The following is a 23,155-nucleotide window of genomic DNA, read 5'->3' as shown; positions in this document are numbered from 1 at the left end:
CCAGCCGCCGCGCCGGCGCCGGTCGCACAGAAGGGCGACACCGCCTGGATGTTCGTGGCGACCCTGCTGGTGATCATGATGACCATCCCGGGCCTGGCCCTGTTCTACGGCGGCCTGGTACGCTCAAAGAACATGCTGTCGGTGCTGCTGCAGGTGTTCTTCGTCTTTGCGCTGATCATTGTGCTGTGGTGCCTGTACGGCTACTCGCTCGCCTTCACCGAAGGTAATGCCTTCTTCGGTGGCTTTGGCCGCGCGCTGCTGGCCGGCATTTACGACCCGGCCAAAGGCTTTGCCATGGCTGCCACCTTCAGCAAGGGCGTGGTGATTCCGGAGTTCATCTTCGTCGCCTTCCAGGGTACCTTCGCCGCGATTACCTGCGGCCTGATCGTGGGTGCTTTCGCCGAGCGCGTACGTTTCTCCGCCGTGCTGGCCTTCATGGTGCTGTGGTTCACCTTCAGCTACCTGCCGATCGCCCACATGGTCTGGTTCTGGACCGGTCCTGACGCGATCACCGACGCCGCTACCGCCGCCACCGAGGGCGCCAAGGCTGGCTTCATCTTCCAGAAAGGCGCGCTGGACTTCGCCGGCGGCACCGTGGTGCACATCAACGCCGCAATTGCTGGCCTGGTGGGCGCCATCATGATCGGCAAGCGCGTCGGCTACGGCCGCGACTCCATGGCGCCGCACTCGCTGACCATGACCATGATCGGCGCATCGCTGCTGTGGGTGGGCTGGTTCGGCTTCAACGCCGGCTCCGCGCTGGAAGCGGGCGACATCGCCGCACTGGCCTTCGTCAACACCCTGCTGGCAACTGCCTGCGCTACCGTGTCGTGGGTGTTCGGCGAATGGATCGCCAAGGGCAAGCCATCCATGCTGGGCGCAGCGTCCGGCGCGGTGGCCGGCCTGGTGGCGATCACCCCGGCGGCCGGCTTCGTCGGCCCGATGGGTGCACTCGCAATCGGCCTGCTGGCTGGTATCGTCTGCCTGTGGGGTGTGAACGGCCTGAAGCGCCTGATCGGCGCCGATGACTCGCTGGATGTGTTCGGCGTGCACGGCGTGGGCGGTATCCTGGGCGCGGTGCTGACCGGCGTGTTCGCAGCGCCATCGCTGGGCGGCCAGGGCATTTTCGACTACGTTGCCAACAAGGCAAGCCCTGACTACTCGATCGGCGGCCAGGTGATCACCCAGCTGACCGCTGTGGGCATCACCATCGTCTGGTCGGCAGTGGTGGCTTTCGTTGCCTACAAGCTGGTCGACATCGTGATCGGCCTGCGCGTACCGGAAGAGGAAGAGCGCGAAGGCCTGGATATCACCAGCCACGGCGAATCCGCTTACCACGCATAAACATTTGTCCACATTTGTTCCTGACCCCAGGACGGACAAAAGTTGCTGAAAGCGCCCTGCGGGGCGCTTTTTTTGTTCAAAAGTATCTTTTATTTGCGAGTTTTGCCCCAAAATGGAGAGTCTGCGAATACCAACATAAGCAAGGAAGCAACATGGTGCCCCACCTCGTCACGGCCCTGACCGGGCCGTTACTGGATCTTGAAGAAAAGATCATTGCCGCTACCCCAGCCATCGAACGGTGGTTCCGCCTGGAATGGCAGGAGCATACGCCGCCGTTCTATGCCTCGGTGGACTTGCGCAATGCCGGCTATAAGCTGGCGCCGGTGGATACCAACCTGTTCCCGGGCGGCTTCCACTTCCTGGCCAATGAAATGGCGCCGCTGTCGGTGCAGGCGGCCATGGCGGCGATCGATAAATACTGCCCGGATGCGCGCAACCTGCTGCTGATCCCGGAGGTGAAGCCGCGCCATCCAACCTATTTCCAGGGCGTCTCGAAGCTGATGCAGATTTTCCGCCAGACCGGGCTGCATGTGCGCCTGGGCTCGCTGGACCCGTCGGTGACCCAGCCAACGCCGCTGGCGCTGCCTGACGGCAATATGCTGGTGGTGGAGCCGCTGGTGCGTTCGCCCAATGGCCGCCGCCTGGGGCTGAAGGATTTCGATCCTTGCACCATCCTGCTGAATAACGACCTGTCGGCCGGGATTCCGGACATCCTGACCAACCTGCATGAGCAAAGCCTGCTGCCGCCGCTGCACGCGGGCTGGGCGATGCGCCGCAAGTCCAACCACTTCAACGCCTACGATGAGGTGGCGAAGAAGTTCGGCAAGCTGATCGGGGTCGATCCGTGGATGGTCAATCCTTTCCACGCCAAGTGCGGCGGGGTGGACCTGGCGACCGGCGAGGGGCAGGAGTGCCTGGCTTCTTCGGTGGATGCGGTGCTGGCCAAGATCCGCAAGAAGTACAAGGAATATGGCATCAAGGAGAAACCGTTTGTCATCATCAAGCCGGATGCTGGTACTTATGGCAAGGGCATCATCACCATCCGCGATGCGGCGCAGCTGAAGGAGCTGTCCGAGGAGCAGCGCGCGCGCATGACGGTGATCAAGGATGGCAAGGCGGTGACCGACCTGAATATCCAGGAGGGCGTGCCGACCTTTGAAAGCATCAAGGAGGCGTTCGCGGAGCCGGTGGTGTATATGATCGACCGCTACGTGGTGGGCGGCTTCTACCGGGTGCATGGCGAGAAGGGGGCGGACCAGAACCTGAACGCGCCGGGCTCGCAGTTCGTGCCGCTGGCGTTCGCGCAGCAGCATGCGGTGCCGGATGTGAAGGCCAAGCCGGGGACGGCGGCGCCGAACCGGTTCTACGTCTACGGCGTGGTGGCGCGGCTGGCACTGCTGGCGGCTTCGCTGGAGATGGAGCGGACGGACCCCGATCCGGAGGTCTACTAAACGCCCGCGCCGCAGATCGGCTAGAATCAGTTGTTACATTTTTGGACTAATCCATGAAAATCGCCTTCCTTGCCGACCCGCTGTCCAGCTTCAAGATCTACAAGGACTCCACTTTCGCCATGATGGCGGAGGCGGCGCTCCGGGGGCATGAGGTGTATGCCTTCCAGCAGCGCCACATGGCGCTCAAGGAAGGCAAGGTCACGGCCCATGTCGCGCGCATCCACCTGACCGGCGATGCGCACGCCTGGTACAAGGCCGACCCGTCGGAGGACACCAGCCTGGCCGCCTTCGACGCGGTGATCCAGCGCAAGGATCCGCCGTTCGACATGGAATATGTCTACGGCACCTACCTGCTGCAGCTGGCGGAAAAGCAGGGCGCTAAGGTGTTCAACAAGCCTTCCGCCGTCCGCGACCACAATGAAAAGCTGTCGATCGCCCAGTTTTCGCAATTCACTGCGCCAACCCTGGTCACCAGCGACGAAACCCGCCTGCGCGACTTCCAGGCCGAACACGGCGACGTGATCCTGAAGCCGCTGGACGGCATGGGCGGCGCCGGCATCTTCCGCGTGAAGGCCGATGGCCTGAACCTGGGCTCCATCATCGAGACCCTGACCCAGCTCGGCACCCGCACCATCATGGCGCAGCGCTACATCCCGGACATCGTCAAGGGTGACAAGCGCATCCTGCTGATCGACGGCAAACCGGTGCCATTCGCCCTGGCGCGTATCCCGCAGGCCGGTGAAGTGCGCGGCAACCTGGCCGCCGGCGGCACCGGCGTGGCGCAGCCGCTGTCGCAGCGCGATCGCGAAATCGCCGAGGCGCTGGGTCCGGAATTGGCCTCGCGCGGCCTGTTGCTGGTAGGATTAGACGTGATCGGCGATTACCTCACCGAGGTAAACGTCACCAGCCCGACCTGCTTCCAGGAGATCACGCAGCAGACAGGCTTCCAGGTCGCGTCCATGTTCATCGACGCGGTGGAAGCACGGGCCGGCAAGCAAGGATAAACATGGTAGGCATTTTATTGATGACACATGCGCCGCTGGGCCAGGCTTTCCTGGCTGCCGCTGCGCACGTGTTCCGGGCCCCGGTCGAAAAGCTGGAGGCGATCGATGTGGTGGCGGACCAGGACCTGAACGAGGTGCAGCAGCTGGCGAGTGAGGCGATCAAGCGGCTCGACAGCGGCTCCGGCGTGCTGGTCATGACCGATATCAAAGGCGGCACGCCCGCCAATTGTTGCAACAAACTGGCCGATGCGGGCCAGGTCGAGGTGGTTGCGGGCATCAGCCTGCCGATGCTGCTGCGCGCCATCACCTACCGTACCGATACGCTGGATGTAGTAGTGGAAATGGCTTTGGCCGGCGCCCAGAATGGCGCCGTCAAGGTGGAGAATCGTATCCGAGTCAACTAAACAAAACTAAAACATGATTCAGCAAGAACTTGAAATTATCAACAAGCTCGGATTGCATGCACGTGCTTCTGCAAAATTCACCCAGCTGGCCGCGAAGTTCCAGAGCGATGTCTGGCTGTCGCGTAACGGCCGCCGTATCAACGCCAAGTCCATCATGGGCGTGATGATGCTGGCGGCGGGCAAGGGCGCCAAAGTCCTGCTGGAAGCGGACGGCCCCGATGAACAGGATTGCATCAACGCACTGGCCGCACTGGTCAACGACAAGTTCGGCGAAGGCGAGTAAATGCGGGACGGCAGCCCGATGGCATCGTTCTCCCTCCACGGCATTCCGGTATCGCGTGGCATCGCGATTGGCCGCGCGCACATCCTTGCGCCGGCGGCGCTCGACGTCAAACATTACCTGATCGCCGAGGAGCATGTGGAAGCGGAGGTGCGCCGTCTGCAGGACGCGCTGGCGGCCGTGCACCGCGAACTGCAAACGCTGTGGAATGAGCTGCCGAAGGATGCGCCGACGGAGCTGGGCGCGTTCATCGATGTGCACGCGCTGATCCTGTCGGACCCCATGATTTCCGAAGCGCCGCTGGACATCATCCGCAGCCGCCACTACAACGCCGAATGGGCGCTGCTGACCCAGATCGATGAGCTGTCGGCGCAATTCGACGAAATCGAAGACCCTTACCTGCGCGAGCGCAAGGCCGACATCCAGCAGGTGGCCGAGCGGGTGCTGAAAGTCCTGATGGGCAGCGAACCGCTGCTGCCAAAGCAGGGCGAGCTCGAAGGCGATGAATTCCTGGCCCAGATGATCGTGGTGGCCCACGATATTTCGCCGGCCGATATGCTGAAGTTCCGCGACCGTTCCTTCATCGGCTTCGTGACCGATGTGGGCGGCCAGAACTCGCACACCGCCATCGTGGCCCGTTCGCTCGACATTCCGGCGGCAGTCGGCATGTCGCAGGCATCGACCCTGATCCAGCAGGACGACTGGGTGATCATCGACGGCGATGCCGGCGTGGTGATCGTTACCCCAAGCGCCCAGGTGCTGGAACAGTACCGCGAGCGCCAACTGGCGGCAATGCGCGCCCGTAAGAAGCTGGGCAAGCTGAAAAAGACCCCGGCCATCACCAGGGACGGCCAGGCGATCGCGCTGATGGCCAACATCGAGCTGCCGGACGATTGCGAGCATGCGATGGAATCCGGCGCCAACGGCGTGGGCCTGTTCCGTTCCGAATTCCTGTTCATGGGCCGCGACGGCAGCATGCCGAGCGAGGATGAGCAATACGAGCAGTACCGCCGTGCCGTGGTGGCGATGAAGGGCCGCCCGGTCACCATCCGTACCCTGGATATCGGCGCCGACAAGCCGCTGGACCAGATGGAGCACACGGCGCTGAACCCGGCACTGGGCCTGCGCGCGATCCGCTATTGCCTGGCCGAGCCGCAGATCTTCCTGACCCAGCTGCGCGCCATCCTGCGCGCTTCGGTGCATGGCAATGTGCGCATCCTGATCCCGATGATGGCGCACGCCTTCGAAATCGAGCAGTCGCTGGCCATGATCAAGCGCGCCAAGGCGCAGCTGGACGAGGCTGGGGAGAAGTACGACCCGAATGTGAAGGTCGGCGCCATGATCGAAATTCCGGCCGCCGCGCTGGCGCTGCCGATGTTCGTGAAGAAGATGGATTTCCTGTCCATCGGCACCAATGACCTGATCCAGTACACGCTGGCGATCGACCGCGTCGACTACGAAGTGGCGCACTTATACAACCCGCTGCACCCGGCCATCCTGCAACTGATCTCGATGACCATCGCTGCCGGCCACAAAGCCGGTATCGAAGTCGCGGTGTGCGGCGAAATGGCGGGCGATACCAAGCTGACCCGCCTGCTGCTGGGCATGGGCTTGCGCGAATTCTCGATGCACCCATCGCAGCTGCTGTCGGTCAAACAGGAAATACTGAATAGCGACCTGGGGCTGATTGCCCCGCAAATGCGCAAGATCATGCGCAGCATGGACCCTGACACCATCGCCGATGCGGTCATTGCCCTGCAAGCCCTGTAATACCAACTTCTTTTAAAAATATGCCTTCGATTGGAATCGTCTCGCCGCAGACCATGCATTTTGCGGAACCCCTTCAGCTACAGAGCGGAGCGTCCCTGCGCGACTATATGCTGATGTACGAGACCTACGGCACGCTGAATGCCGACAAGTCGAATGCGGTGCTGGTGTGCCATGCGCTGAACGCCTCGCACCACGTGGCGGGCTATTACGCGGACAACCCGAAGAATGTGGGCTGGTGGGACAATATGGTCGGTCCCGGCAAGCCGCTGGATACCGACAAGTTCTTCGTCATCGGCGTCAATAACCTGGGCTCCTGCTTCGGTTCCACCGGCCCGATGCACATCAACCCGGAAACGGGCAAGCCGTACGGCGCCGCCTTCCCGGTGGTGACGGTGGAAGACTGGGTGGCCGCACAGGCGCGCCTGGCCGACCAGCTGGGCATCCAGCAGTTCGCGGCGGTGATGGGCGGCTCGCTGGGCGGCATGCAGGCGCTGGCCTGGTCGATCATGTACCCTGAGCGCCTGCGCCATTGCCTGGTGATCGCCTCCACGCCGAAGCTGTCGGCGCAGAATATCGCCTTCAACGACGTGGCGCGCCAGGCCATCCTGTCCGATCCGGACTACCATGGCGGCGACTTCTACGAGCACAGCGCAGTGCCGAAGAACGGCCTGAAAGTGGCGCGCATGATCGGCCATATCACCTACCTGTCCGATGACGATATGGCGGAGAAATTCGGCCGCAAGCTGCGCGATATGGCGGCCAGCGGCGGCGACTACAAGTTCGGCTTCGGCATCGATTTCGAGATCGAGTCCTACCTGCGCTACCAGGGCGACAAGTTCGCGGAATACTTCGACGCCAACACCTACCTGCTGATCACCAAGGCGCTCGACTATTTCGACCCGGCGCGCAAGTTCGACGGCGACCTGACCAAGACTCTGGCCTGTACCAAGGCCAAGTTCTTCCTGGCTTCCTTCACCACCGACTGGCGCTTCTCGCCGGAGCGCAGCCGCGAGATCGTGCAGGCGCTGCTGGCCAACCGCCGCGAAGTGACCTACGCCGAGATCGACGCGCCGCACGGCCACGACGCCTTCCTGCTTGAGGATTCGCGCTATATGAACATGGTGCGCGCCTACTACGAGCAAGTGTGGAAAGAAACGAACAAGGAACAAGCAGCATGAATTTCGCAGAACTGAGCAGCGCACGTCCCGACCTGGCCTTCATTGCGCACTGGGTGCCCGAAGGCGCGCACGTGCTGGACGTGGGCTGCGGCGACGGCGTGATGATGGATTACCTGCAGACCGACAAGCGCTGCACCGGCTATGGCCTGGAGCTGGCGGACGACCAGGTGCTGGCATCGACCCAGCGCGGCGTGCGCGTGATCCAGCAGGACTTTGAGAATGGCCTGGGCATCTTCGGCGACAATTCCTTCGATACGGTGCTGTGCCTGTCCTCGCTGCAGATGATGAAGCATGTGGAGGAGCTGCTGCGCGATATCGTGCGCGTGGGACGCGAGGCCATTGTGTCCTTCCCGAATTTTGCCTATTGGCCACACCGTGTGGCGCTGCTGCAGGGCCGCATGCCGGTCTCCAAGTCCCTGCCATACCAATGGCACGACACGCCTAACGTACGTTGCGCTACCATTTACGATTTCCGCGAACTGGCGGAAGAGGTGGGGCTGGAAGTGATCGAATGCGTGGCGCTGGCGGAGGGGAAGACGGTTTCCGTGCTGCCAAACCTGCGCGGCGACCTGGCCGTATTCCGTCTGCGTAAGAGGACATCATGAAATTCAAGCACACTATCCTTGCACTGTCGCTGGCGCTGGCCGCCGGCAGTGCTGCTGCGCAACAGCCGGCGCAGATGAATCCCAATGCCGACGGCATCCCCGTCACCAAGCTTTCCAAGCTGCGCGTCTTCGCGGACGAGCAGCAGATGGACGAGCAGTCCAAGCTGCAATACTCGCAACTGCTGAAAGAGGCGCAGCAGAAGGAGGCACTGGTGCCCGAGAGCGACCTGCAGGTCAAGCGCCTGCGCGCCATTGCCGCCCGTATCGTGCCGCATGCGCAGCGCTGGAACCCGGCTGCGGCGAACTGGAAGTGGGAAGTCAACCTGCTCAACTCCGAGCAGGTGAATGCCTTCTGCATGCCGGGCGGCCGCATCGCCTTCTTCAGCGGCATCCTGACCAAGCTGAATCTGACCGACGACGAAGTCGCGATGGTCATGGGCCACGAAATCGCCCACGCCCTGCGCGAGCATGCGCGCAAACGCGCCGTGCAATCGACTGCCGTGTCGATCGCGAGCAAGCTGGGTGGCGCGGTGCTGTCGCAATACCTGGGCATCGACCCGCGCTTGACCGATGCCGCTGCCAACGTGGGCGGCCAGCTGACGGTGATGAAGTTCTCGCGCGGCGATGAAACCGAATCCGACCTGGTCGGCATCGACCTGGCGGCGCGCGCCGGCTTCGACCCGCGCGCCGGCGTGGCGCTGTGGCAAAAGATGGGCGCCGTCAATGCGGCGCAGCCGATGGAATTCCTATCCACCCACCCGAGCGGCAATTCGCGCATCCAGGATATGCAGAAGCAGATGCCGCTGGTGCTGCCGGTGTACGCCCGCGTGCGCGGCCTGAATGTGAACAAGCTGCCGCCTTACCAGACTTCTCCGCTGCCCAAGTCCTGATATGCCGCGCCCGAAGCAAGCCCCGAGCGCGCCGCCATTGCCGATGCGCGATGGCGTCACGCCCAGCTACCTGTGGCTGCCGGAGGGCGACTGGCCGGACATGATCACCTTCATGTCCGCCAACTATCCCGCCGTGACGGAAGCGCAGTGGCGCGAGCGCATGGCGCGCGGCGATGTGGTGGATGGCAAGGGTGTGCCGGTGCAGCCGGGATCGCGCTATGTGCGCGGCGCCCGCATCTGGTACTACCGTGAGCTGGAGCACGAATTCCATATCCCGTTTGAAGAAGAAGTGCTGCACCAGGACGAGCATATCGTGGTGGTGGACAAGCCGCACTTCTTGCCGACCATCCCGTCCGGCCGCTTCGTCAAGGAGACGCTGCTGGTGCGCGTGCGGCAGAAGCTTGGCATCGAGGACCTGGTGCCGATCCACCGCCTGGACCGCGAGACGGCCGGCCTGGTGATCTTCTCCTGCAACGCGCGCAGCCGCGGCGATTACCAGTCGCTGTTCCAGAAGCGTCTGGTGCAGAAGGAGTATGAGGCGCTGGCCGGCCCGCTGGCGGGGCGCGAGTACCCCTTTGTCTACCGCAGCCGCATGGTGGAGGGGGACAAGTTCTTCACCATGAAGGAAGAACCGGGCGAGCCGAATTCGGAAACCATGATCGACGTGATCGAGCAGCGCGGCGAGCATGTGCTGTACCGCCTGTGGCCGCACACCGGGCGCCAGCACCAGCTGCGCGTCCACCTGTCCTCGCTCGGCATTCCAATCGTGAACGACGTCTTCTATCCCGTCGCCTTGCCGTGCAAGCAGGACGACGTCTCATCGCCGCTCAAATTGCTGGCCAAAGCCATCGGCTTCCCCGATCCGCTGACCGGGGAGTGGCGCTACTTCGAAAGCAAACGTACGCTTTAACTGACCGCCACCTGCCGGCCGGCAGGTTGAGCGCTAAACTCTCCCATGGCTACAGGCGCGCCGTATCGCTATAGGCCGATGGCGGCACGCCTTCCCAGCGCTTGAAGGCCCGGCGGAAGTTGGCGATCTCGGTGTAGCCCAGCGCATAGGCGATTTCCTGCACGCTCAGTTTTCCCGTCTTCAGATGTTCGCAGGCCAGCCGGTGGCGCACCTGGTCCAGCAATTGCTGGAACGAGGTTCCTTCGTCCAGCAGGCGCCGGTGCAGGGTGCGCGGGGTGCAATTGAACAGGCGCGCCGTTACCTGCAACGATGGGAACTGGCCAGGGTTTTCCAGCATGCTGCGGCGGATACGCGCCGATAGCGACTCCGGTTGGCGCAAGCGGTCGAATTCGCGCTGGCACATGGCGGCGGCTTCGCTGAACGTGGTGGGATCGGCCAGCTTGAGCGGCTGGTCCACCACCGCGAGCGGCAATTCAAAGCCGGTCCAGGCCTGGCCGTAGCGCACTTCGCACTGGAGCAGGTCGCGCGCCAGTGCCGCATAGGATGGCTCGGAAAAATCGAAGCCGACGTAACTCGCGTGGCGCGCACCGGCGATGAAATCCAGCAGGTTCTTGACCGTCAGCGTCACCGCTTCCATCACCAGTCCATGGATGGCGCCCAGCGGCAGTGCGCTTTCAATCCGGACGCGCAGCATGCCACTGCGCCCGCTGCCGCTCTCGCTGTGGCTGATGCTGACCAGCGGCGTGCGCAGCGCGACAAAGCGGCCCAGCATTTCAACGGTCTGGCGCAGGGTGGGACTGCTCATCGCGGCCAGGCCCAATACGCCGTGGGTATTGATTGGCAGGCGTGCCCCGACCAGCAGCCCGATTGCCGGTTCGCCGGAAGCGGCGACCGCATCCTCCAGCAAAGCGTAGTAGGCGGGGAAAGGCAACGTGACCGAGGTGTCGCTGAGCTGGTCCGGCTTCAGTTGATGGCGCGCCAGCCAGGCAGTGATATCGACGCCGCAACTGGAAAGCTGGTCGGCAATCTGGCGCAGGTAGTAGACGGGAAATTGCAGCGTGTGCGTGGTCATGCGCCGATTGTCAATAAATGACCCCTGCTTGTCAATCGCGGCCCTGCTGCTGTCATGCCGCGCCGCCTAGACTGGCCTCATGTTGACCTTCATGCGAAAAAAGCGCCCCCTGACGGCGCACATCAACGGCCACGCCATTGGCGTCGAGCCGAAAGAGACCCTGCTGCAGGCTGCCTTGCGCGCCGGGGTGGCGTTCCCGCACAGCTGCCGGGTGGGCAGTTGCACCAGCTGCAAATGCCGTCTGCTGTCGGGCGAAGTGCGTGAGCTGACCGATGCCGCTTATGTGCTCGGCGGCGAGAGGGGCAGCATCCTCGCCTGCCAGAGCGTGCCGCTGAGCGACGTGGCGGTCGAGGTGGACCTGTCGCGTGCCACGCTGCGGCGCGAAGTGGGCGGGCGCGTGGTCGGCCAGCGCCGCCTGACCCACGACATCACGGAACTCAGCATCCAGTTGGACGATACCTTGCACTACAAGGCGGGCCAGTTTGCCGAGCTGTCGTTCGCCGCGCTGCCGGGCGTGCGGCGCAGTTATTCCTTCGCCACGCCGATGCGGGCGGACAGCCAGGTGGTGTTCTACATCCGCCGCGTGCCCGGCGGCCAGCTGTCGACCATGGCCAACGAGGCTCCGCTGCTGGGGCAGCGCGTCAGCGTGCATGGCCCGGCGGGCGATTTCTGGTTGCGGCCCGGCCTGGAGCCGGCGCTGATGGTGGCAGGCGGCAGCGGTTTGGCGCCCATCCTCGCCATGCTGCGCCAGGCGCTTGAGGACCGCGCCACACCGCCGGTCACGCTGCTGTTCGGCGTGCGCGGGGCGCACGACCTGTATGCGCAGGACGAGATCCTGGCGCTGGCGGACGCGTGGCCGGCGCCGTTCCGCTACCAGCCGGTGGTCAGCGTAGAACGCGGCACGCTGGTGCACGCCGCAGGCGCGGCGCTGTCCGCCGACACGCGCGCCTATTTGTGCGGCCCACCGGGCATGGTGGACAGCGCGGCCGAACGCTTGCAGGCGCATGGCCTGGCCGCTGACCGCATCCACGCGGACCGTTTTTTAACCCAACGAGAATTGGCTTCATGAACCTCTTCCACTACCTCAAATATCTCCTGTTCCACCTGGTCGGATTGTTTGCCGCCGTGACCTTGCTGGCTGGCGGCAGCTGGATCGGCACCGGTTTGCTGGCGGTGCTGGCGCTATATGTTCTGGGCGATATCGTGGGCGGCGACGACACCTCGACGCCACGGCTGCGCGCGCACTGGTTGCTGACGGCGCAGCTTTGGCTGGCATTGCAGCTGCTGGCGCTGATCGTCTTCATCTCGATATGGACGGTGTGCAGCGCAGACCCGCTGGGCTTTGGCGTCTGGCTATCGCAGGCCAGCGGCTACGATGTACTGGCGGCGCGCGCCGCGACCTCGGACTGGCAGCGCATCGCTGCGGTGGTGCAGACCGGTTTGATGATCGGCATGGTCGGCACCATCCCCGGGCACGAGCTGACGCACCGCACCCAAGATCCGTTCTCGATGCTGGTGGGGCGCTGGCTGCTGGCGTTCAGCTTCGATACGGTGTTTGCGATCGAGCATGTGTACGGCCACCACCGCTACGTGTCGACCACCCTCGATCCGGCGACGGCGCCGCGCGGCCGCAATGTGTACCGGCACATCCTGGTGTCCACGGTGCGCGGCAATATCAGCGCATGGCAGATTGAGGCGCGCCGCCTGGCGCGGCGCGGGCATGCACTGTTCGGCTGGCGCAATGCGTTCATTCGCGGGCATGCGATGAGCGCAGCGCTGGTGGCGTTGGCGTGGGCCATGGGCGGCGCCCGGGCGGCGCTGTACTTCACGCTGTGCGCCTTGATGGGCAAGGCGATGCTGGAGATCGTGAACTATATGGAGCACTACGGGCTGGTGCGCGACCCGAACACGCCGGTGCAGCCGCGCCACTCGTGGAATACCAATCGCCGCGTCAGTTCCTGGGCCATGTTCAACCTGACGCGCCATTCACATCATCATGCCAATGCGAACGTGCATTACCAGGACTTGAACCCGTTCCCTGAAGCGCCGATGATGGTCAGCGGCTACCTCGGCACCATGATGCTGACGCTGGTGCCGCCGCTATGGCATCGCTTGATGGCTCCCAAGCTCGAGGCCTGGGACCGGCATTACGCCACCGATGCCGAACGCGCGCTGGCGCTCAGTGCGATGGCGCGGATTTAGGACTGTATTTCGAGCCGGCGGGGGCCCAGAACAGCGGGCCTTTCGGCGAGATTTGCAGGTTGTCGGCGAGGCCGTGCTTTTTCAGTTCGCGACGCAGGCCTTCCACGCCGTCTTCGCTCTCGATGATGAAAGCTTCATCGATGACGTCGCCGTAGTGGCGGTTGGTGGTTTCCACCGCCAGGTCGGCCAGGTCGCCGTCGGCCTCGATGCTCCACAGATGGACATCCTCGTCTTCGGCGAAGGTCTTGAAGCGCCAGGTGCCTTTTTCAGTCTGCACGAACTGGATCGTGTCGAACTGTTCGTCGGTGGCTTCCGACTCTTCGTCATTGATGTAGCTGCTCTTGATGCTCAGCAGGAAAAGTACCAGGACTGATTTCATTTTTACTTCCGTGCGATTTTGTATCGCTATTATAGGCGCCCATGATGCAGAGCCACAGGCAAGTGCCGATCTCGCCAAGCGAGGCCGGGATGGACAGCAGGTCCGCGCCGGGCAGGGCGGCAAAGTCGGCCACCAGGATGTGGCCGAACGCCTCCAAGGCGTAGCCCGCGCTGCCCACCATCAGCAGGATGCCGAGCAGTTTGGGCAGGATGCCGGATTTAAAAACGAGATAGCCGAAAGGCGCCAGCCACAGGCTCCAGAACACCTGGTTCAGGATCATGCCCTTGCTGTAGGCCTTCAGCGACAGCATGACTTGCTGCGCCAGGACGTCCGGTGCGATGCCGCGCAGGTAGCCGGCGTCGCTGATCAGGTTCAGCACTTCGAGGCGGTGGCCGACGTTGGCAAAGGAGAGCGGCACGCTGGCCACCGCCAGCGCCACCATCACGCTCGCCGCGCCGCGGCCATAGGGACTGAGAAGCCGGTAAAGCGCCAGCGGCAGCAGCAGGAAGGCGAGATAGCACACCAGGCTGGCCGCAATGCCGGCGCGGTACAACCCTTCCTGGGCGATGATGCTGGCCATGGCGGCAGCTGGATCGCTGCCGATCTTCAGCTGCGCCGGCACGTACATCAGCGCGAAGATGCCGGCGACAACCACCACCAGATACAGCAAGCCGGCGGTGCGCGCCAGGCGCTTGGCCGGGTGCATCTCAGGCGGTTTTTTGTTTGCGGCGCATTGCTGCCAAGCCGGCGAAGCCGAGGCCCAGCAAGGTCAGCGAACCTGGCTCCGGCACGTCGCGTGTTGGCACGTTGTCGAAGGCGATGTTGTCGACGACCTCGATCAGGTCGATAGCGGCGCCTGCGGCATCCCCATACCAGAAGACCGCGCTGTTGAAGTTGGCGCCGGAGAAGGCGATCGACTGGTCGGACAGGTCGTTGAGGTTCACCTGCACGCTGACCAGGCCAACCGAAGTGGCCCCATCGAACAGTTCAAGCCAGGCGCGGGCGCTTGCCGAAGCATATTCCGGATCATCATTGCCGAAGATCAGGCTCAGCGAATTGACGGTCGAGTCGAAGGTCATGCGCAGTTGGCTGGCGTCGTCCCAATTGACCGCCAGGGCGCGCGTCCCGATGGCCTGGTGGCTGAGGATTTGGAGCTCCGCATTGACGGTATCGAAGAAATGGACGCCGGGATCCGATGCCGAAGTAAAGCCGTTTCCAACAAACCCCATCGCGTCGGATTCGAAATTGATGAAACCCGCCGCGGCTGGTTGGCTTACAAGCAACATCATGGCCGCCACTACGGCGCCAAAACTCGACTGGAAGATGCGCATATTTCCCTCGTGAATTATGTTTGGACGAACGAACATATTGCTGAGGTAGCTTAAGCAAAGTACATGCCACGAAAATTCATTCAATGAATTCAATGACATACCAAGCTTGCCATGCGCATGCCGACGAGTAATGTAAAGTTACTCGACGATATCCGGAATGATTATGGGTGGTAGTCGATGATCAGCGGCGCGTGGTCGGAGAACTTCACTTCCTTGTAGACCGACACGGCGTGCGCCTTGGCGGCGATGCCTGGGGTAGCGACGTGGTAGTCAATACGCCAGCCCACGTTCTTGGCATAAGCCTGGCCGCGGTTGGACCACCAGGTGTACTGCTCTTCGCGCGGGTCGAGGCCGCGGTGCACGTCAACGTAGCCGACTTCATCGAACAGCTTGGTCATCCAGGCGCGTTCTTCCGGCAGGAAGCCGGAGTTCTTCAGGTTGCCCTTCCAGTTTTTCAGGTCGATCTCTTTGTGGGCGATGTTCCAGTCGCCGCAGATCACGAATTCGCGGCCTTCGGCGCGCAGCTGCTGCAGGTGCGGCAGGAACAGGTCCATGAAGCGGAACTTGGCCAGCTGGCGTTCCTCGGACGAGGAGCCGGAAGGGCAGTACACCGAAATCACCGTCAGGTTGCCGAAATCGGCGCGCACATAGCGGCCCTCGGCGTCGAATTCTTCGCTGCCAAAGCCGATCATCACGCGGTCCGGCGCCACTTTGCTGTAGATGCCGGTGCCGGAGTAGCCCTTCTTCTCAGCGTAGTGGAAGTGGCCGTGGTAACCGTGCGGGTTGAGGAATTCCTCCGTCATGTCCGCTGCCTGCGCTTTCAGTTCCTGCACGCAGATGATGTCGGCGTCGATTGTGCCCATCCAGTTGAAAAAGCCCTTCTTGGCGGCGGAGCGGATACCGTTCAGGTTCGCGGAAATGATTTTTGGCATAGGTGTTCCGGTTAAAATACTGGCACTTTGAACAAAGATGGGTGCACTATGAGCAATTTGAGGCAAGAGTTTATCGCGTTTTCCGTACAGGCGGGAGTGCTGAAATTCGGCGAGTTTACGACTAAAGCAGGGCGCCAATCGCCCTATTTCTTCAACGCCGGCCTGTTCCACGACGGCGCCACCCTGGCCAAGCTGGCCGACTTCTACGCCCAGACCCTGCTGGACTCCGGCGTGCAGTTCGACATGCTGTTTGGCCCGGCCTACAAGGGCATCACCCTGGCATCCGCCACCTCGATGGCGCTGGCCGGCAAGGGCCGCAACACCTCCTTCGCCTACAACCGCAAGGAAGCCAAGGACCACGGCGAAGGCGGTACCCTGGTCGGCGCCAAGCTGACTGGCAAGGTTGTCATCATTGACGACGTGATTTCGGCCGGTACCTCGGTGCGCGAATCGGTGGAAATGATCCGCAACGCCGGCGCCGAGCCGTGCGCGGTGCTGATCGCGCTGGACCGCATGGAGCGCGGCGGCAAGGATGGCCAGATGTCCGAACTGTCGGCGGTGCAGGAAGTCAGCAAGAACTACGGCATTCCGGTGATCTCGATCGGCAACCTGTCCGACCTGTTCACCTACCTGTCGGCCGACCCGTCGCTTGCACCATACAAGGACGCGGTAGCCGCCTACCGTAGCAAGTACGGCGTGGAATAAACGCGACTGGCGGCCGCGCCGCCTTGTGCTAGACTGGTGATTGCTTCCTTACAACATTAAAACGAGGAAAGTAATGAACATTGCAACGCTCAAGGTGAACGGCGACGAGGCCGCTGTGGCCGATGTGCGGGACGGGCTCCCCAGCGAGCCCGAAAGCGACTGGAAGAAGGGCGACATCAGCCCGACCGGCCGCACCCGCATCGACCACGGCTTTTACGTCACGCTGGGCACGGACCCCAATCCGGATACCCTGATGCGCCATATCCGCGCCTACCTGCACGAATGCCAGGCGCGCGGCATTACCTTCGACGTGGCGCCGATCCAGGCGGAACTGCGCGTTGCCTTTGTTTCCGCCGCGCCCGAGCAGGGCTCTTCCACCCTCGATTTCACGCTGGCCGACCTCACGCTGTTGCTGGAGATGGGCATTGCGCTGAGCATTTCCTCCTGATGCGTACGCTGATCCGGCTGGCACTCAGCGCCGTTTGCCTGTTCTTCATGGTGGGGTTTGGCCTGTGCGGCCTGGCCGGTGTCGCCATCAGCTTTGAGAGCCGGGTCGAGCCGGGTTTGCTGGCGCTGGCGGCGGTCGGGCTGGGCATCGCGGCCGTTTGCGGCTTTGCCGTGTACCGCATCTGGAACCCCAAGTCCTGACGTGTTGAGCATTCCCGTCCTGTCGGCTGGCTCTGCGCAGCTGGTCCACCTTTTTGCGGAATGGGGCGCCATTGGCGTGGGCGTCCAGCTGTACCGCTGGCAGCGCCGGCGCACCGGGCAGGACGGCGTGCTGCAGGCGGGAAGCTTCCCCGTATTCATCGGCTGCATCCTCGGCGCGGGGATCGGCAACAAGCTGGCGTTCTGGATCGAGTGGCCGCAGCTGTGGGCCACGCACGGCGGGCAGCTGGCGGCTTGGGCGTCGGGCCAGTCTATCGTCGGCGGCCTGGTGGGTGGCCTGCTCGGCGTGGAGCTTGCCAAGAAGCTGGCGGGCATCCGTCATTCGACCGGCGACCTGTTCATCCTGCCGCTGGTTGCCGGTACTGTGCTGGGACGCATCGGTTGCCTGCTGGCGGGCCTGCACGATGGCACCTATGGCCTGCCCAGCAGCTTGCCGTGGGCGCTGGACTTCGGCGACGGGATCCCGCGCCACCCGACCCAGGTCTACGACATGTTGTTCGTCCTGGCCTGGGGCGGCGCGATCCTGCACCGGCTGCCGCGCATGGCGCATGCGCCGGGCCTGGCCTTCAAATTTTATCTGGCTGGCTACCTGGCCTGGCGCCTGGCGGTGGACAGCATCAAGCCGCTGCCTTACAACTATGGCGCGGGCCTGGGCGGCATCCAGCTGATCTGCATCGCCGTGCTGGCGTGCTACCTGCCGCTGCTGGTGGCGCAATGCGTGCGCGCTGCGCGCGTCAAGGAATCGACATGAGCCGCAAGACCCGTCCCTACCTGTTCTACGACACCACCACCTCGGTGTGCTCGGAATGCCTGCACCCGGTAGAAGCCAAGATCCTGTTCAAGGACGGCAAGGTCTTCATGGACAAGTGGTGCGGCGCGCACGGCGCCGAACGCGTGCTGGTCAGCGACGATGTCGAGTACTACCGCCTGTGCCGAGAAGTCTTCGTCAAACATCCCGAGATGCCGCAGCAGTTCAACACGAAGATGGAATATGGCTGCCCCTACGATTGCGGCCTGTGCCCGGACCATATGCAGCACTCCTGCCTGTCGGTGGTGGAGATCACCGATAACTGCAACCTGAATTGCCCGGTGTGCTACGCGGAGAGCGGCACGCACCGCGAGCGGCATCGCCCGCTGCAGGAAGTGCTGCGCATGCTGGATGCCGTCGTCGCCAATGAGGGCGAGGCGGATGTGATGCAGTTGTCCGGCGGCGAGCCGACGCTGCACCCGCAGTTCTGGGACATCATGGATGCCGCCAAAGCGCGGCCGATCCGCCACGTCATGGTCAATACCAACGGCATCGTGCTGGCGCAGGACAAGGCCTTTGTGCAGCGCCTGGCCGGCTACGCGCCGGGCGTGGAAGTCTATTTGCAGTTCGATTCCCGGCGCGGTGAGGTGCACCGTGAACTGCGCGGTGCGGACTTGTCGCGCATCCGCCGCCAAGCGTTGGATAACCTGAACGAAGCCGGCCTGTCGACCACCCTGGTGGTGACGCTGAAGAAAGGCTTGAACGACGGCGAGATCGGCGACATCATCGACTTCGCCATGACCCAGCCCTGCGTGCGCGGCGTGACGCTGCAGCCGATCCAGGATGCGGGCAGGGTGGAGAATTATGATCCGCGCCTGCACCGCCTGACGGTGTCGGAAATCCGCCGCAAGATTGCCGAGCAATCCTCGCTGTTTACATTGCAGGACGTGGTGCCGGTGCCCTGCAATCCAGACACGCTGGCGATGGCCTATGCGGTCAAGGTGGGCGGCAGCGCGGTGCCGCTGACGCGCTACATGGACCCGCAAACCCTGGTGGAGGGCAGCGCCAACACCATCGTGTATGAGCATGACCGCAACGTGAAGGACCAGGTATTCAAGCTGTTCTCCACCAACCATTCGCCGGAATCGCAGGCGAATTGCCTGTCGGAGCTGATGTGCTGCCTACCGCTGGTCAGCGCGCCGTCGGAACTGCGTTATGACAATGTGTTCAGGGTGCTGATCGTGCAGTTCATGGACGCCTATTCGCTGGATGTGCGGGCATTGAAAAAGTCCTGCATCCACTTTGCCCAGCCGGACGGCAAGCTGGTGCCGTTTGAGAGCTACAATCTGCTGTACCGCGACAGCCGCCGGCTGGACACCATCCGTGCCAGCATTGCCCAACAATTCGCGCAGCGCAAGGGCGCGCGCACCATTCCTATCGAGGCCGCATGAACCGTTTTTCCGAAGACCGCTTCGCTACCTTCAAAGGCCGCCATGGCGCGGAACGCAAGATCCATATCTGGGAGCCGGCCCAGTCGCCGGCGGGCGTGCTGCTGGCCATCCACGGCGGCCTGGCGCATGCGGGCGACTATGTGACGCCGGCGCTGTACTTCAAGCAGCACCGCTTTGCCACCGTGGCCTTCGACCTGTGCGGGCATGAGAATGCGCGGCGGGTGGATATCCCGGATTTCGCTGTCTTCCTGGAAGAGGTGGAGCTGTTCCTGCACTGGGTCAAGCAGCATTACCAAGGCGTGCCGGTGTTCATCATGGGACATTCGATGGGTTCACTGATTGCCACCCGCTTCGGACTGGAGCGGCTGGAACGCGATCCGCTGGTGCAGGGCTTTGTGCTGTCGTCGCCGTATTACGTGAATGCGATCAAGGTGCCGGCGCTGCTGGAGAAGATGTCGGGCGTGCTGGCCAAGCTGGCGCCGACCATGAAGGTGCCGATGGCTTCCATGACGGATGTGCTGACGCACGATAAGGCGATCACGGCGCGCCACTACGCGGACGAGGCGGACAATGTACGTGCGAGCGAGTGCACGGTGCGCTTCGGCGTGACGCTGCAGAATGCGCAGAAGGGACTGGCGGAGAAGATGCCGACCTGGCGCTGGCCGTTATACGCAGTGGTGGCGGGGGATGACAAACTGGCCGACCCGAAGGCGACGCTGGATTTGCTGGCGATGATCGATCCCAAGCTGCTGGAATGCCATGTGCAGCACGAGAACTATCACGAGAACTTCAATGAGGTGAACCGCGAGGAGATCTTTGCGGACATCTTGCGCTGGATGTGTGGACGCCTGCAGGCGTCCACACAAGCCACGACGGCGGCTTAACCAGCCAGTTTCTTCTTCAGCAGCTCGGTCAGCTGGGCCGGGTTGGCCTTGCCTTTCGAGGCCTTCATCGCCTGGCCGATCAGGGCGTTGATGGCCGCTTCCTTGCCGGCGCGGTACTGTTCAACGGACTTCTCGTTGTTGGCCAGTACTTCGTTGACGATGGCTTCCAATGCGCCGGTATCGGAGATCTGCTTCAGGCCCTTCTGCTCGATGATCACATCGACCAGGTTCGGGTCTTCCGACTTGGCTTCCCACATCGCGCCGAATACTTCCTTGGCGATCTTGTTGGAGATGGTGCCGTCGGCGATGCGCTTCAGCATGCCGGCCAGCTGCGCAGGCAGCACAGGCGCTTCGGTGATCTCCACGCCTTCGCGGTTCAGGGTCGACGACACGTCGCCCATCAGCCAGTTGGCGGCGGCTTTGGCGTTTTCCTTGCCGGCTGCGGCAACCACGGCTTCGAAGTAGGTGGCCATGCCTTTGGAGGCGGTCAGCACCAGCGAATCGTATTCCGGCAGCTTGTACTCTTCCACGAAGCGCGCGCGCATCACGGCTGGCAGTTCCGGCATCGAGGCTTTCACGCGCTCGATCCAGTCGGCGCCGATGGTCAGCGGCGGCAGGTCCGGGTCAGGGAAGTAGCGGTAATCCTGCGCGTCTTCCTTGGAGCGCATTTCGCGGGTGACCTTCTTGTCCGGATCGTACAAGCGGGTCGCTTGCACAACCTTGCCGCCGTCTTCGATCAGCTCGATCTGGCGCGCCACTTCCACGTGCACCGCTTCTTCGATGAAGCGGAAGGAGTTCAGGTTCTTGATCTCGCAGCGGGTGCCGAATTCCTTCTGGCCTTTCGGTCGCACCGACACGTTGATGTCGCAGCGGAAGGAGCCTTCCTGCATATTGCCGTCGCAGATGCCCAGCCACATCACCAGGCCGTGCAGGGCCTTGCAGTAAGCCACGGCTTCGGCAGCGGAGCGGATCTCCGGCTCGGACACGATTTCCAGCAGCGGGGTACCGGCGCGGTTCAGGTCAATGCCCGACATGCCGTGGTAGTCCTCGTGCAGCGACTTGCCGGCGTCTTCTTCCAGGTGGGCACGGGTCAGGTTCACGGTCTTGGTGACGAACTGGCCGTCCTTCTCGTAGCCGAAGGTCAGCTGGCCGCCTTGCACCACCGGGTCTTCGAACTGCGAGATCTGGTAGCCCTTCGGCAGGTCAGGGTAGAAGTAGTTCTTGCGGGCGAAGATCGACTGCGGGGCGACTTTCGCGCCCACGGCCAGGCCGAAGCGGATCGCGCGGTCGACGGCTTGCTTGTTCATCACCGGCAGCACGCCTGGCAGCGCCAGGTCAACCGGGCTGGCCTGGGTGTTTGGTTCGGCGCCGAACTTGGTCGGCGAGCCGCTGAAAATTTTGGATTCGGTAGTGAGCTGTACGTGGTTCTCAATACCGATGACGACTTCCCATTCCATATTCTTATTCCTTATCAGATGCCGGTCGGGGCACGTTTATGCCAGTCAGTCGCTTGCTGGAACTGGTGGGCCACATTCAGCAGCTTCGCTTCAGCGAAGTAGTTGCCGATGATTTGCAGGCCGACCGGGCGGTTGGCGTTCTTTTCGCCTTCGCCGAAACCGCAAGGGATGGACATGCCAGGCAGGCCGGCCAGGCTGGTGGACAGGGTGAAGATGTCGGCCAGGTAGTTCGCTACCGGATCGTCGGCCTTCGAGCCCAGGTCCCAAGCTACGGTTGGCGCCACTGGGCCCATGATCACGTCGCACTGGCTGCCCAGCACATTGGCGAAATCCTGCACGATCTTGCGGCGGATCTTCTGCGCTTTCAGGTAGTAGGCGTCGTAGTAGCCGTGGCACAGGATGTAGGTGCCGACCATGATGCGGCGCTGCACTTCCACGCCGAAACCTTCGGCGCGGCTCTTCTTGTACATGTCCTGCAGGTCCTTGTAGCCTTCGGCGCGGTGGCCGTAGCGCACGCCGTCGAAGCGCGACAGGTTGGACGAGGCTTCGGCCGGGGCGATCATGTAGTAGGCGGGGATCGACAGCGCGGTGTTCGGCAGCGAGATGTCGACCAGGGTCGCGCCCAGTTCGACGAACTTGGCCAGCGCGGCGCGCACGGCCTTTTCCACGTCGGCGGCGATGCCTTCGCCGAAGTATTCCTTCGGTACGCCGATGCGCAGGCCGTTCAAGGGCTTGTCCAGGTCGCGGCTGTAGTCTTCCGCCACATTGCCTTGCTCAGGCGTCAGGCTGGTGGAGTCGCGTTCGTCGAAACCGGTGATGGCGGACAGCAGCAGCGCGCAGTCTTCCGCGGTTTGCGCCATCGGGCCTGCCTGGTCCAGCGAGGAGGCGTAAGCGATCATGCCGAAGCGCGATGCGCGGCCGTAGGTTGGCTTGATGCCGGTGATGCCGCAGAAAGCGGCTGGCTGGCGGATCGAGCCGCCGGTGTCGGTGCCGGTGGCGGCTGGCGCCAGGCGCGCAGCCACGGCGGCCGCGGAACCGCCGGAGGAGCCGCCCGGGATGGCAGTCTTGTCCCACGGGTTTTTCACGGCGCCGAAGGCCGAGTTCTCGTTGGCCGAGCCCATGGCGAATTCGTCGCAGTTCAGCTTACCCAGGGTGACCATGCCGGCGTCCAGCAGCTTTTGCACGACGGTGGCGTCGAACGGGCTGATGTAGTTGGCCAGCATCTTCGAACCGGCGGTTGCGCGCCAGCCTTTGGTGACGAAGATGTCCTTGTGGGCGATCGGCACGCCGGTCAGCGGCGTGGCGGTGCCGGCGGCGATGCGGCGGTCGGCTTCTTCCGCCTGGGCCAGCGTCAGCGCGCGGTCCACGTGCAGGAAGGCGTTCAGGTCGCTTTTTTCAATACGGTCCAGGAAGTGGTTCGCCAGTTGGACGGCGCTGACTTCCTTCTTTTGCAGCAGATCGGACAGCTCTTTAATCGTTTTGTTGTGCATTT

25 protein-coding genes are annotated in these 23,155 nt (G+C 63.1%); 18 read left to right on the top strand and 7 right to left on the bottom strand.

Annotation, left to right across the window (positions count from 1 at the left end; translation table 11 throughout):
- The 10 genes from AAHE99_RS23620 to AAHE99_RS23575 form a co-directional block, all read left to right on the top strand.
- Positions 1–1,344, top strand: a 1,344-nt coding sequence (locus AAHE99_RS23620; protein ID WP_342119931.1) for an ammonium transporter, incomplete at its 5' end; no start/stop codon positions are given.
- 152 nt (positions 1,345–1,496) lie between these two features.
- A complete protein-coding gene (gshA, locus tag AAHE99_RS23615; protein ID WP_342119930.1) occupies positions 1,497–2,795 on the top strand; it encodes a glutamate--cysteine ligase in 1,299 nt (432 codons plus the stop codon).
- Positions 2,796–2,848: 53 nt separating this feature from the next.
- Positions 2,849–3,799: a glutathione synthase gene (gene gshB / locus AAHE99_RS23610; protein ID WP_342119929.1), complete on the top strand. Its 951-nt coding sequence runs from the start codon at positions 2,849–2,851 to the stop codon at positions 3,797–3,799.
- 2 nt (positions 3,800–3,801) lie between these two features.
- Entirely contained in the window at positions 3,802–4,203 is a 402-nt protein-coding gene (locus tag AAHE99_RS23605) for a PTS sugar transporter subunit IIA (RefSeq protein WP_342119927.1), read from the top strand.
- 13 nt (positions 4,204–4,216) lie between these two features.
- A complete protein-coding gene (locus AAHE99_RS23600) occupies positions 4,217–4,486 on the top strand; it encodes an HPr family phosphocarrier protein (protein WP_342119925.1) in 270 nt (89 codons plus the stop codon).
- A gap of 18 nt (positions 4,487–4,504) precedes the next feature.
- Positions 4,505–6,253: a phosphoenolpyruvate--protein phosphotransferase gene (gene ptsP / locus AAHE99_RS23595; protein ID WP_342119938.1), complete on the top strand. Its 1,749-nt coding sequence runs from the start codon at positions 4,505–4,507 to the stop codon at positions 6,251–6,253.
- 20 nt (positions 6,254–6,273) lie between these two features.
- Entirely contained in the window at positions 6,274–7,431 is a 1,158-nt protein-coding gene (gene metX, locus AAHE99_RS23590; RefSeq protein WP_342119923.1) for a homoserine O-succinyltransferase MetX, read from the top strand.
- Positions 7,428–8,036, top strand: a complete 609-nt coding sequence (metW, locus tag AAHE99_RS23585; RefSeq protein ID WP_342119921.1) for a methionine biosynthesis protein MetW — start codon at positions 7,428–7,430, stop codon at positions 8,034–8,036. The genes metX and metW overlap by 4 nt, the downstream gene beginning before the upstream one ends.
- Complete coding sequence (locus AAHE99_RS23580) at positions 8,033–8,926, top strand: M48 family metallopeptidase (protein ID WP_342119919.1); 894 nt, start codon at positions 8,033–8,035, stop codon at positions 8,924–8,926. The genes metW and AAHE99_RS23580 overlap by 4 nt, the downstream gene beginning before the upstream one ends.
- A gap of 1 nt (position 8,927) precedes the next feature.
- The gene (locus tag AAHE99_RS23575) at positions 8,928–9,836 is read left to right on the top strand and encodes a pseudouridine synthase (protein ID WP_342119918.1); all 909 of its coding nucleotides are present in this window, start codon (positions 8,928–8,930) and stop codon (positions 9,834–9,836) included.
- A gap of 49 nt (positions 9,837–9,885) precedes the next feature.
- On the opposite strand, the gene AAHE99_RS23570 is transcribed toward AAHE99_RS23575, so the two are convergent.
- A complete protein-coding gene (locus AAHE99_RS23570; RefSeq protein WP_342119916.1) occupies positions 9,886–10,908 on the bottom strand; it encodes an AraC family transcriptional regulator in 1,023 nt (340 codons plus the stop codon).
- Positions 10,909–10,999: 91 nt separating this feature from the next.
- On the opposite strand from AAHE99_RS23570, the gene AAHE99_RS23565 reads away from it, so the two are divergent.
- Together AAHE99_RS23565 and AAHE99_RS23560 are read left to right on the top strand one after the other, a co-directional pair.
- Positions 11,000–11,977, top strand: a complete 978-nt coding sequence (locus tag AAHE99_RS23565) for a 2Fe-2S iron-sulfur cluster binding domain-containing protein (RefSeq protein WP_342119913.1) — start codon at positions 11,000–11,002, stop codon at positions 11,975–11,977.
- Positions 11,974–13,110: an alkane 1-monooxygenase gene (locus tag AAHE99_RS23560; protein ID WP_342119910.1), complete on the top strand. Its 1,137-nt coding sequence runs from the start codon at positions 11,974–11,976 to the stop codon at positions 13,108–13,110. Before AAHE99_RS23565 ends, AAHE99_RS23560 begins: the two co-directional genes overlap by 4 nt.
- Here AAHE99_RS23560 and AAHE99_RS23555 read toward each other — a convergent pair.
- The 4 genes from AAHE99_RS23555 to AAHE99_RS23540 all read right to left on the bottom strand — a co-directional run bounded on the left by AAHE99_RS23555 (position 13,088) and on the right by AAHE99_RS23540 (position 15,752).
- Complete coding sequence (locus tag AAHE99_RS23555; protein ID WP_342119909.1) at positions 13,088–13,489, bottom strand: hypothetical protein; 402 nt, start codon at positions 13,487–13,489, stop codon at positions 13,088–13,090. The two genes, AAHE99_RS23560 and AAHE99_RS23555, sit on opposite strands and share 23 nt — an antisense overlap.
- Positions 13,434–14,195: a DUF4386 domain-containing protein gene (locus tag AAHE99_RS23550; RefSeq protein WP_342119907.1), complete on the bottom strand. Its 762-nt coding sequence runs from the start codon at positions 14,193–14,195 to the stop codon at positions 13,434–13,436. Before AAHE99_RS23550 ends, AAHE99_RS23555 begins: the two co-directional genes overlap by 56 nt.
- A gap of 1 nt (position 14,196) precedes the next feature.
- Positions 14,197–14,820 carry a PEP-CTERM sorting domain-containing protein gene (locus tag AAHE99_RS23545; protein WP_342119905.1) on the bottom strand — a complete coding sequence of 208 codons (624 nt, stop codon included), beginning with the start codon at positions 14,818–14,820 and terminating at the stop codon, positions 14,197–14,199.
- A gap of 161 nt (positions 14,821–14,981) precedes the next feature.
- Positions 14,982–15,752: an exodeoxyribonuclease III gene (locus AAHE99_RS23540; RefSeq protein ID WP_342119903.1), complete on the bottom strand. Its 771-nt coding sequence runs from the start codon at positions 15,750–15,752 to the stop codon at positions 14,982–14,984.
- Between the two features lie 48 nt (positions 15,753–15,800).
- Between AAHE99_RS23540 and pyrE the strand changes: the two genes are divergently transcribed.
- The 6 genes from pyrE (at position 15,801) to AAHE99_RS23510 (ending at position 20,206) form a co-directional block, all read left to right on the top strand.
- Complete coding sequence (gene pyrE / locus AAHE99_RS23535; RefSeq protein WP_342119900.1) at positions 15,801–16,457, top strand: orotate phosphoribosyltransferase; 657 nt, start codon at positions 15,801–15,803, stop codon at positions 16,455–16,457.
- A gap of 73 nt (positions 16,458–16,530) precedes the next feature.
- A complete protein-coding gene (locus tag AAHE99_RS23530) occupies positions 16,531–16,905 on the top strand; it encodes a hypothetical protein (RefSeq protein WP_342119897.1) in 375 nt (124 codons plus the stop codon).
- A complete protein-coding gene (locus tag AAHE99_RS23525; protein WP_342119895.1) occupies positions 16,905–17,105 on the top strand; it encodes a hypothetical protein in 201 nt (66 codons plus the stop codon). Before AAHE99_RS23530 ends, AAHE99_RS23525 begins: the two co-directional genes overlap by 1 nt.
- 4 nt (positions 17,106–17,109) lie before the next feature.
- Positions 17,110–17,874, top strand: a complete 765-nt coding sequence (locus AAHE99_RS23520) for a prolipoprotein diacylglyceryl transferase (protein ID WP_342119893.1) — start codon at positions 17,110–17,112, stop codon at positions 17,872–17,874.
- A complete protein-coding gene (locus tag AAHE99_RS23515) occupies positions 17,871–19,322 on the top strand; it encodes a radical SAM protein (protein WP_342119889.1) in 1,452 nt (483 codons plus the stop codon). Before AAHE99_RS23520 ends, AAHE99_RS23515 begins: the two co-directional genes overlap by 4 nt.
- A complete protein-coding gene (locus AAHE99_RS23510) occupies positions 19,319–20,206 on the top strand; it encodes an alpha/beta fold hydrolase (RefSeq protein ID WP_342119887.1) in 888 nt (295 codons plus the stop codon). The genes AAHE99_RS23515 and AAHE99_RS23510 overlap by 4 nt, the downstream gene beginning before the upstream one ends.
- On the opposite strand, the gene gatB is transcribed toward AAHE99_RS23510, so the two are convergent.
- Positions 20,203–21,663: an Asp-tRNA(Asn)/Glu-tRNA(Gln) amidotransferase subunit GatB gene (gatB, locus tag AAHE99_RS23505; protein WP_342119884.1), complete on the bottom strand. Its 1,461-nt coding sequence runs from the start codon at positions 21,661–21,663 to the stop codon at positions 20,203–20,205. The genes AAHE99_RS23510 and gatB overlap by 4 nt on opposite strands.
- A gap of 14 nt (positions 21,664–21,677) precedes the next feature.
- Positions 21,678–23,153: an Asp-tRNA(Asn)/Glu-tRNA(Gln) amidotransferase subunit GatA gene (gene gatA, locus AAHE99_RS23500; protein WP_342119881.1), complete on the bottom strand. Its 1,476-nt coding sequence runs from the start codon at positions 23,151–23,153 to the stop codon at positions 21,678–21,680.
- Between the last annotated feature and the right edge of the window lie 2 nt (positions 23,154–23,155).

The sequence above is a fragment of the Pseudoduganella sp. OTU4001 genome, assembly GCF_038440195.1.
Lineage (GTDB): Bacteria > Pseudomonadota > Gammaproteobacteria > Burkholderiales > Burkholderiaceae_D > Rugamonas.
The sequence above is the reverse complement of the archived record's forward strand: the minus strand, read 5'-3'. Positions and strand labels throughout refer to the sequence as shown.

Coding starts and splice junctions, on each gene's coding strand:
- AAHE99_RS23515 (WP_342119889.1), top strand. CDS start 17,871: ATGAGCCGCAAGACCCGTCCCTACCTGTTCTACGACACCACCACCTCG.
- AAHE99_RS23555 (WP_342119909.1), bottom strand. CDS start 13,489: ATGAAATCAGTCCTGGTACTTTTCCTGCTGAGCATCAAGAGCAGCTAC.
- gshA (WP_342119930.1), top strand. CDS start 1,497: ATGGTGCCCCACCTCGTCACGGCCCTGACCGGGCCGTTACTGGATCTT.
- AAHE99_RS23580 (WP_342119919.1), top strand. CDS start 8,033: ATGAAATTCAAGCACACTATCCTTGCACTGTCGCTGGCGCTGGCCGCC.
- AAHE99_RS23510 (WP_342119887.1), top strand. CDS start 19,319: ATGAACCGTTTTTCCGAAGACCGCTTCGCTACCTTCAAAGGCCGCCAT.
- gatB (WP_342119884.1), bottom strand. CDS start 21,663: ATGGAATGGGAAGTCGTCATCGGTATTGAGAACCACGTACAGCTCACT.
- metW (WP_342119921.1), top strand. CDS start 7,428: ATGAATTTCGCAGAACTGAGCAGCGCACGTCCCGACCTGGCCTTCATT.
- AAHE99_RS23570 (WP_342119916.1), bottom strand. CDS start 10,908: ATGACCACGCACACGCTGCAATTTCCCGTCTACTACCTGCGCCAGATT.
- ptsP (WP_342119938.1), top strand. CDS start 4,505: ATGGCATCGTTCTCCCTCCACGGCATTCCGGTATCGCGTGGCATCGCG.
- AAHE99_RS23525 (WP_342119895.1), top strand. CDS start 16,905: ATGCGTACGCTGATCCGGCTGGCACTCAGCGCCGTTTGCCTGTTCTTC.
- metX (WP_342119923.1), top strand. CDS start 6,274: ATGCCTTCGATTGGAATCGTCTCGCCGCAGACCATGCATTTTGCGGAA.
- AAHE99_RS23550 (WP_342119907.1), bottom strand. CDS start 14,195: ATGCACCCGGCCAAGCGCCTGGCGCGCACCGCCGGCTTGCTGTATCTG.
- AAHE99_RS23540 (WP_342119903.1), bottom strand. CDS start 15,752: ATGCCAAAAATCATTTCCGCGAACCTGAACGGTATCCGCTCCGCCGCC.
- gatA (WP_342119881.1), bottom strand. CDS start 23,153: ATGCACAACAAAACGATTAAAGAGCTGTCCGATCTGCTGCAAAAGAAG.
- AAHE99_RS23565 (WP_342119913.1), top strand. CDS start 11,000: ATGCGAAAAAAGCGCCCCCTGACGGCGCACATCAACGGCCACGCCATT.
- AAHE99_RS23600 (WP_342119925.1), top strand. CDS start 4,217: ATGATTCAGCAAGAACTTGAAATTATCAACAAGCTCGGATTGCATGCA.
- AAHE99_RS23560 (WP_342119910.1), top strand. CDS start 11,974: ATGAACCTCTTCCACTACCTCAAATATCTCCTGTTCCACCTGGTCGGA.
- AAHE99_RS23575 (WP_342119918.1), top strand. CDS start 8,928: ATGCCGCGCCCGAAGCAAGCCCCGAGCGCGCCGCCATTGCCGATGCGC.
- pyrE (WP_342119900.1), top strand. CDS start 15,801: ATGAGCAATTTGAGGCAAGAGTTTATCGCGTTTTCCGTACAGGCGGGA.
- gshB (WP_342119929.1), top strand. CDS start 2,849: ATGAAAATCGCCTTCCTTGCCGACCCGCTGTCCAGCTTCAAGATCTAC.
- AAHE99_RS23530 (WP_342119897.1), top strand. CDS start 16,531: ATGAACATTGCAACGCTCAAGGTGAACGGCGACGAGGCCGCTGTGGCC.
- AAHE99_RS23605 (WP_342119927.1), top strand. CDS start 3,802: ATGGTAGGCATTTTATTGATGACACATGCGCCGCTGGGCCAGGCTTTC.
- AAHE99_RS23545 (WP_342119905.1), bottom strand. CDS start 14,820: ATGCGCATCTTCCAGTCGAGTTTTGGCGCCGTAGTGGCGGCCATGATG.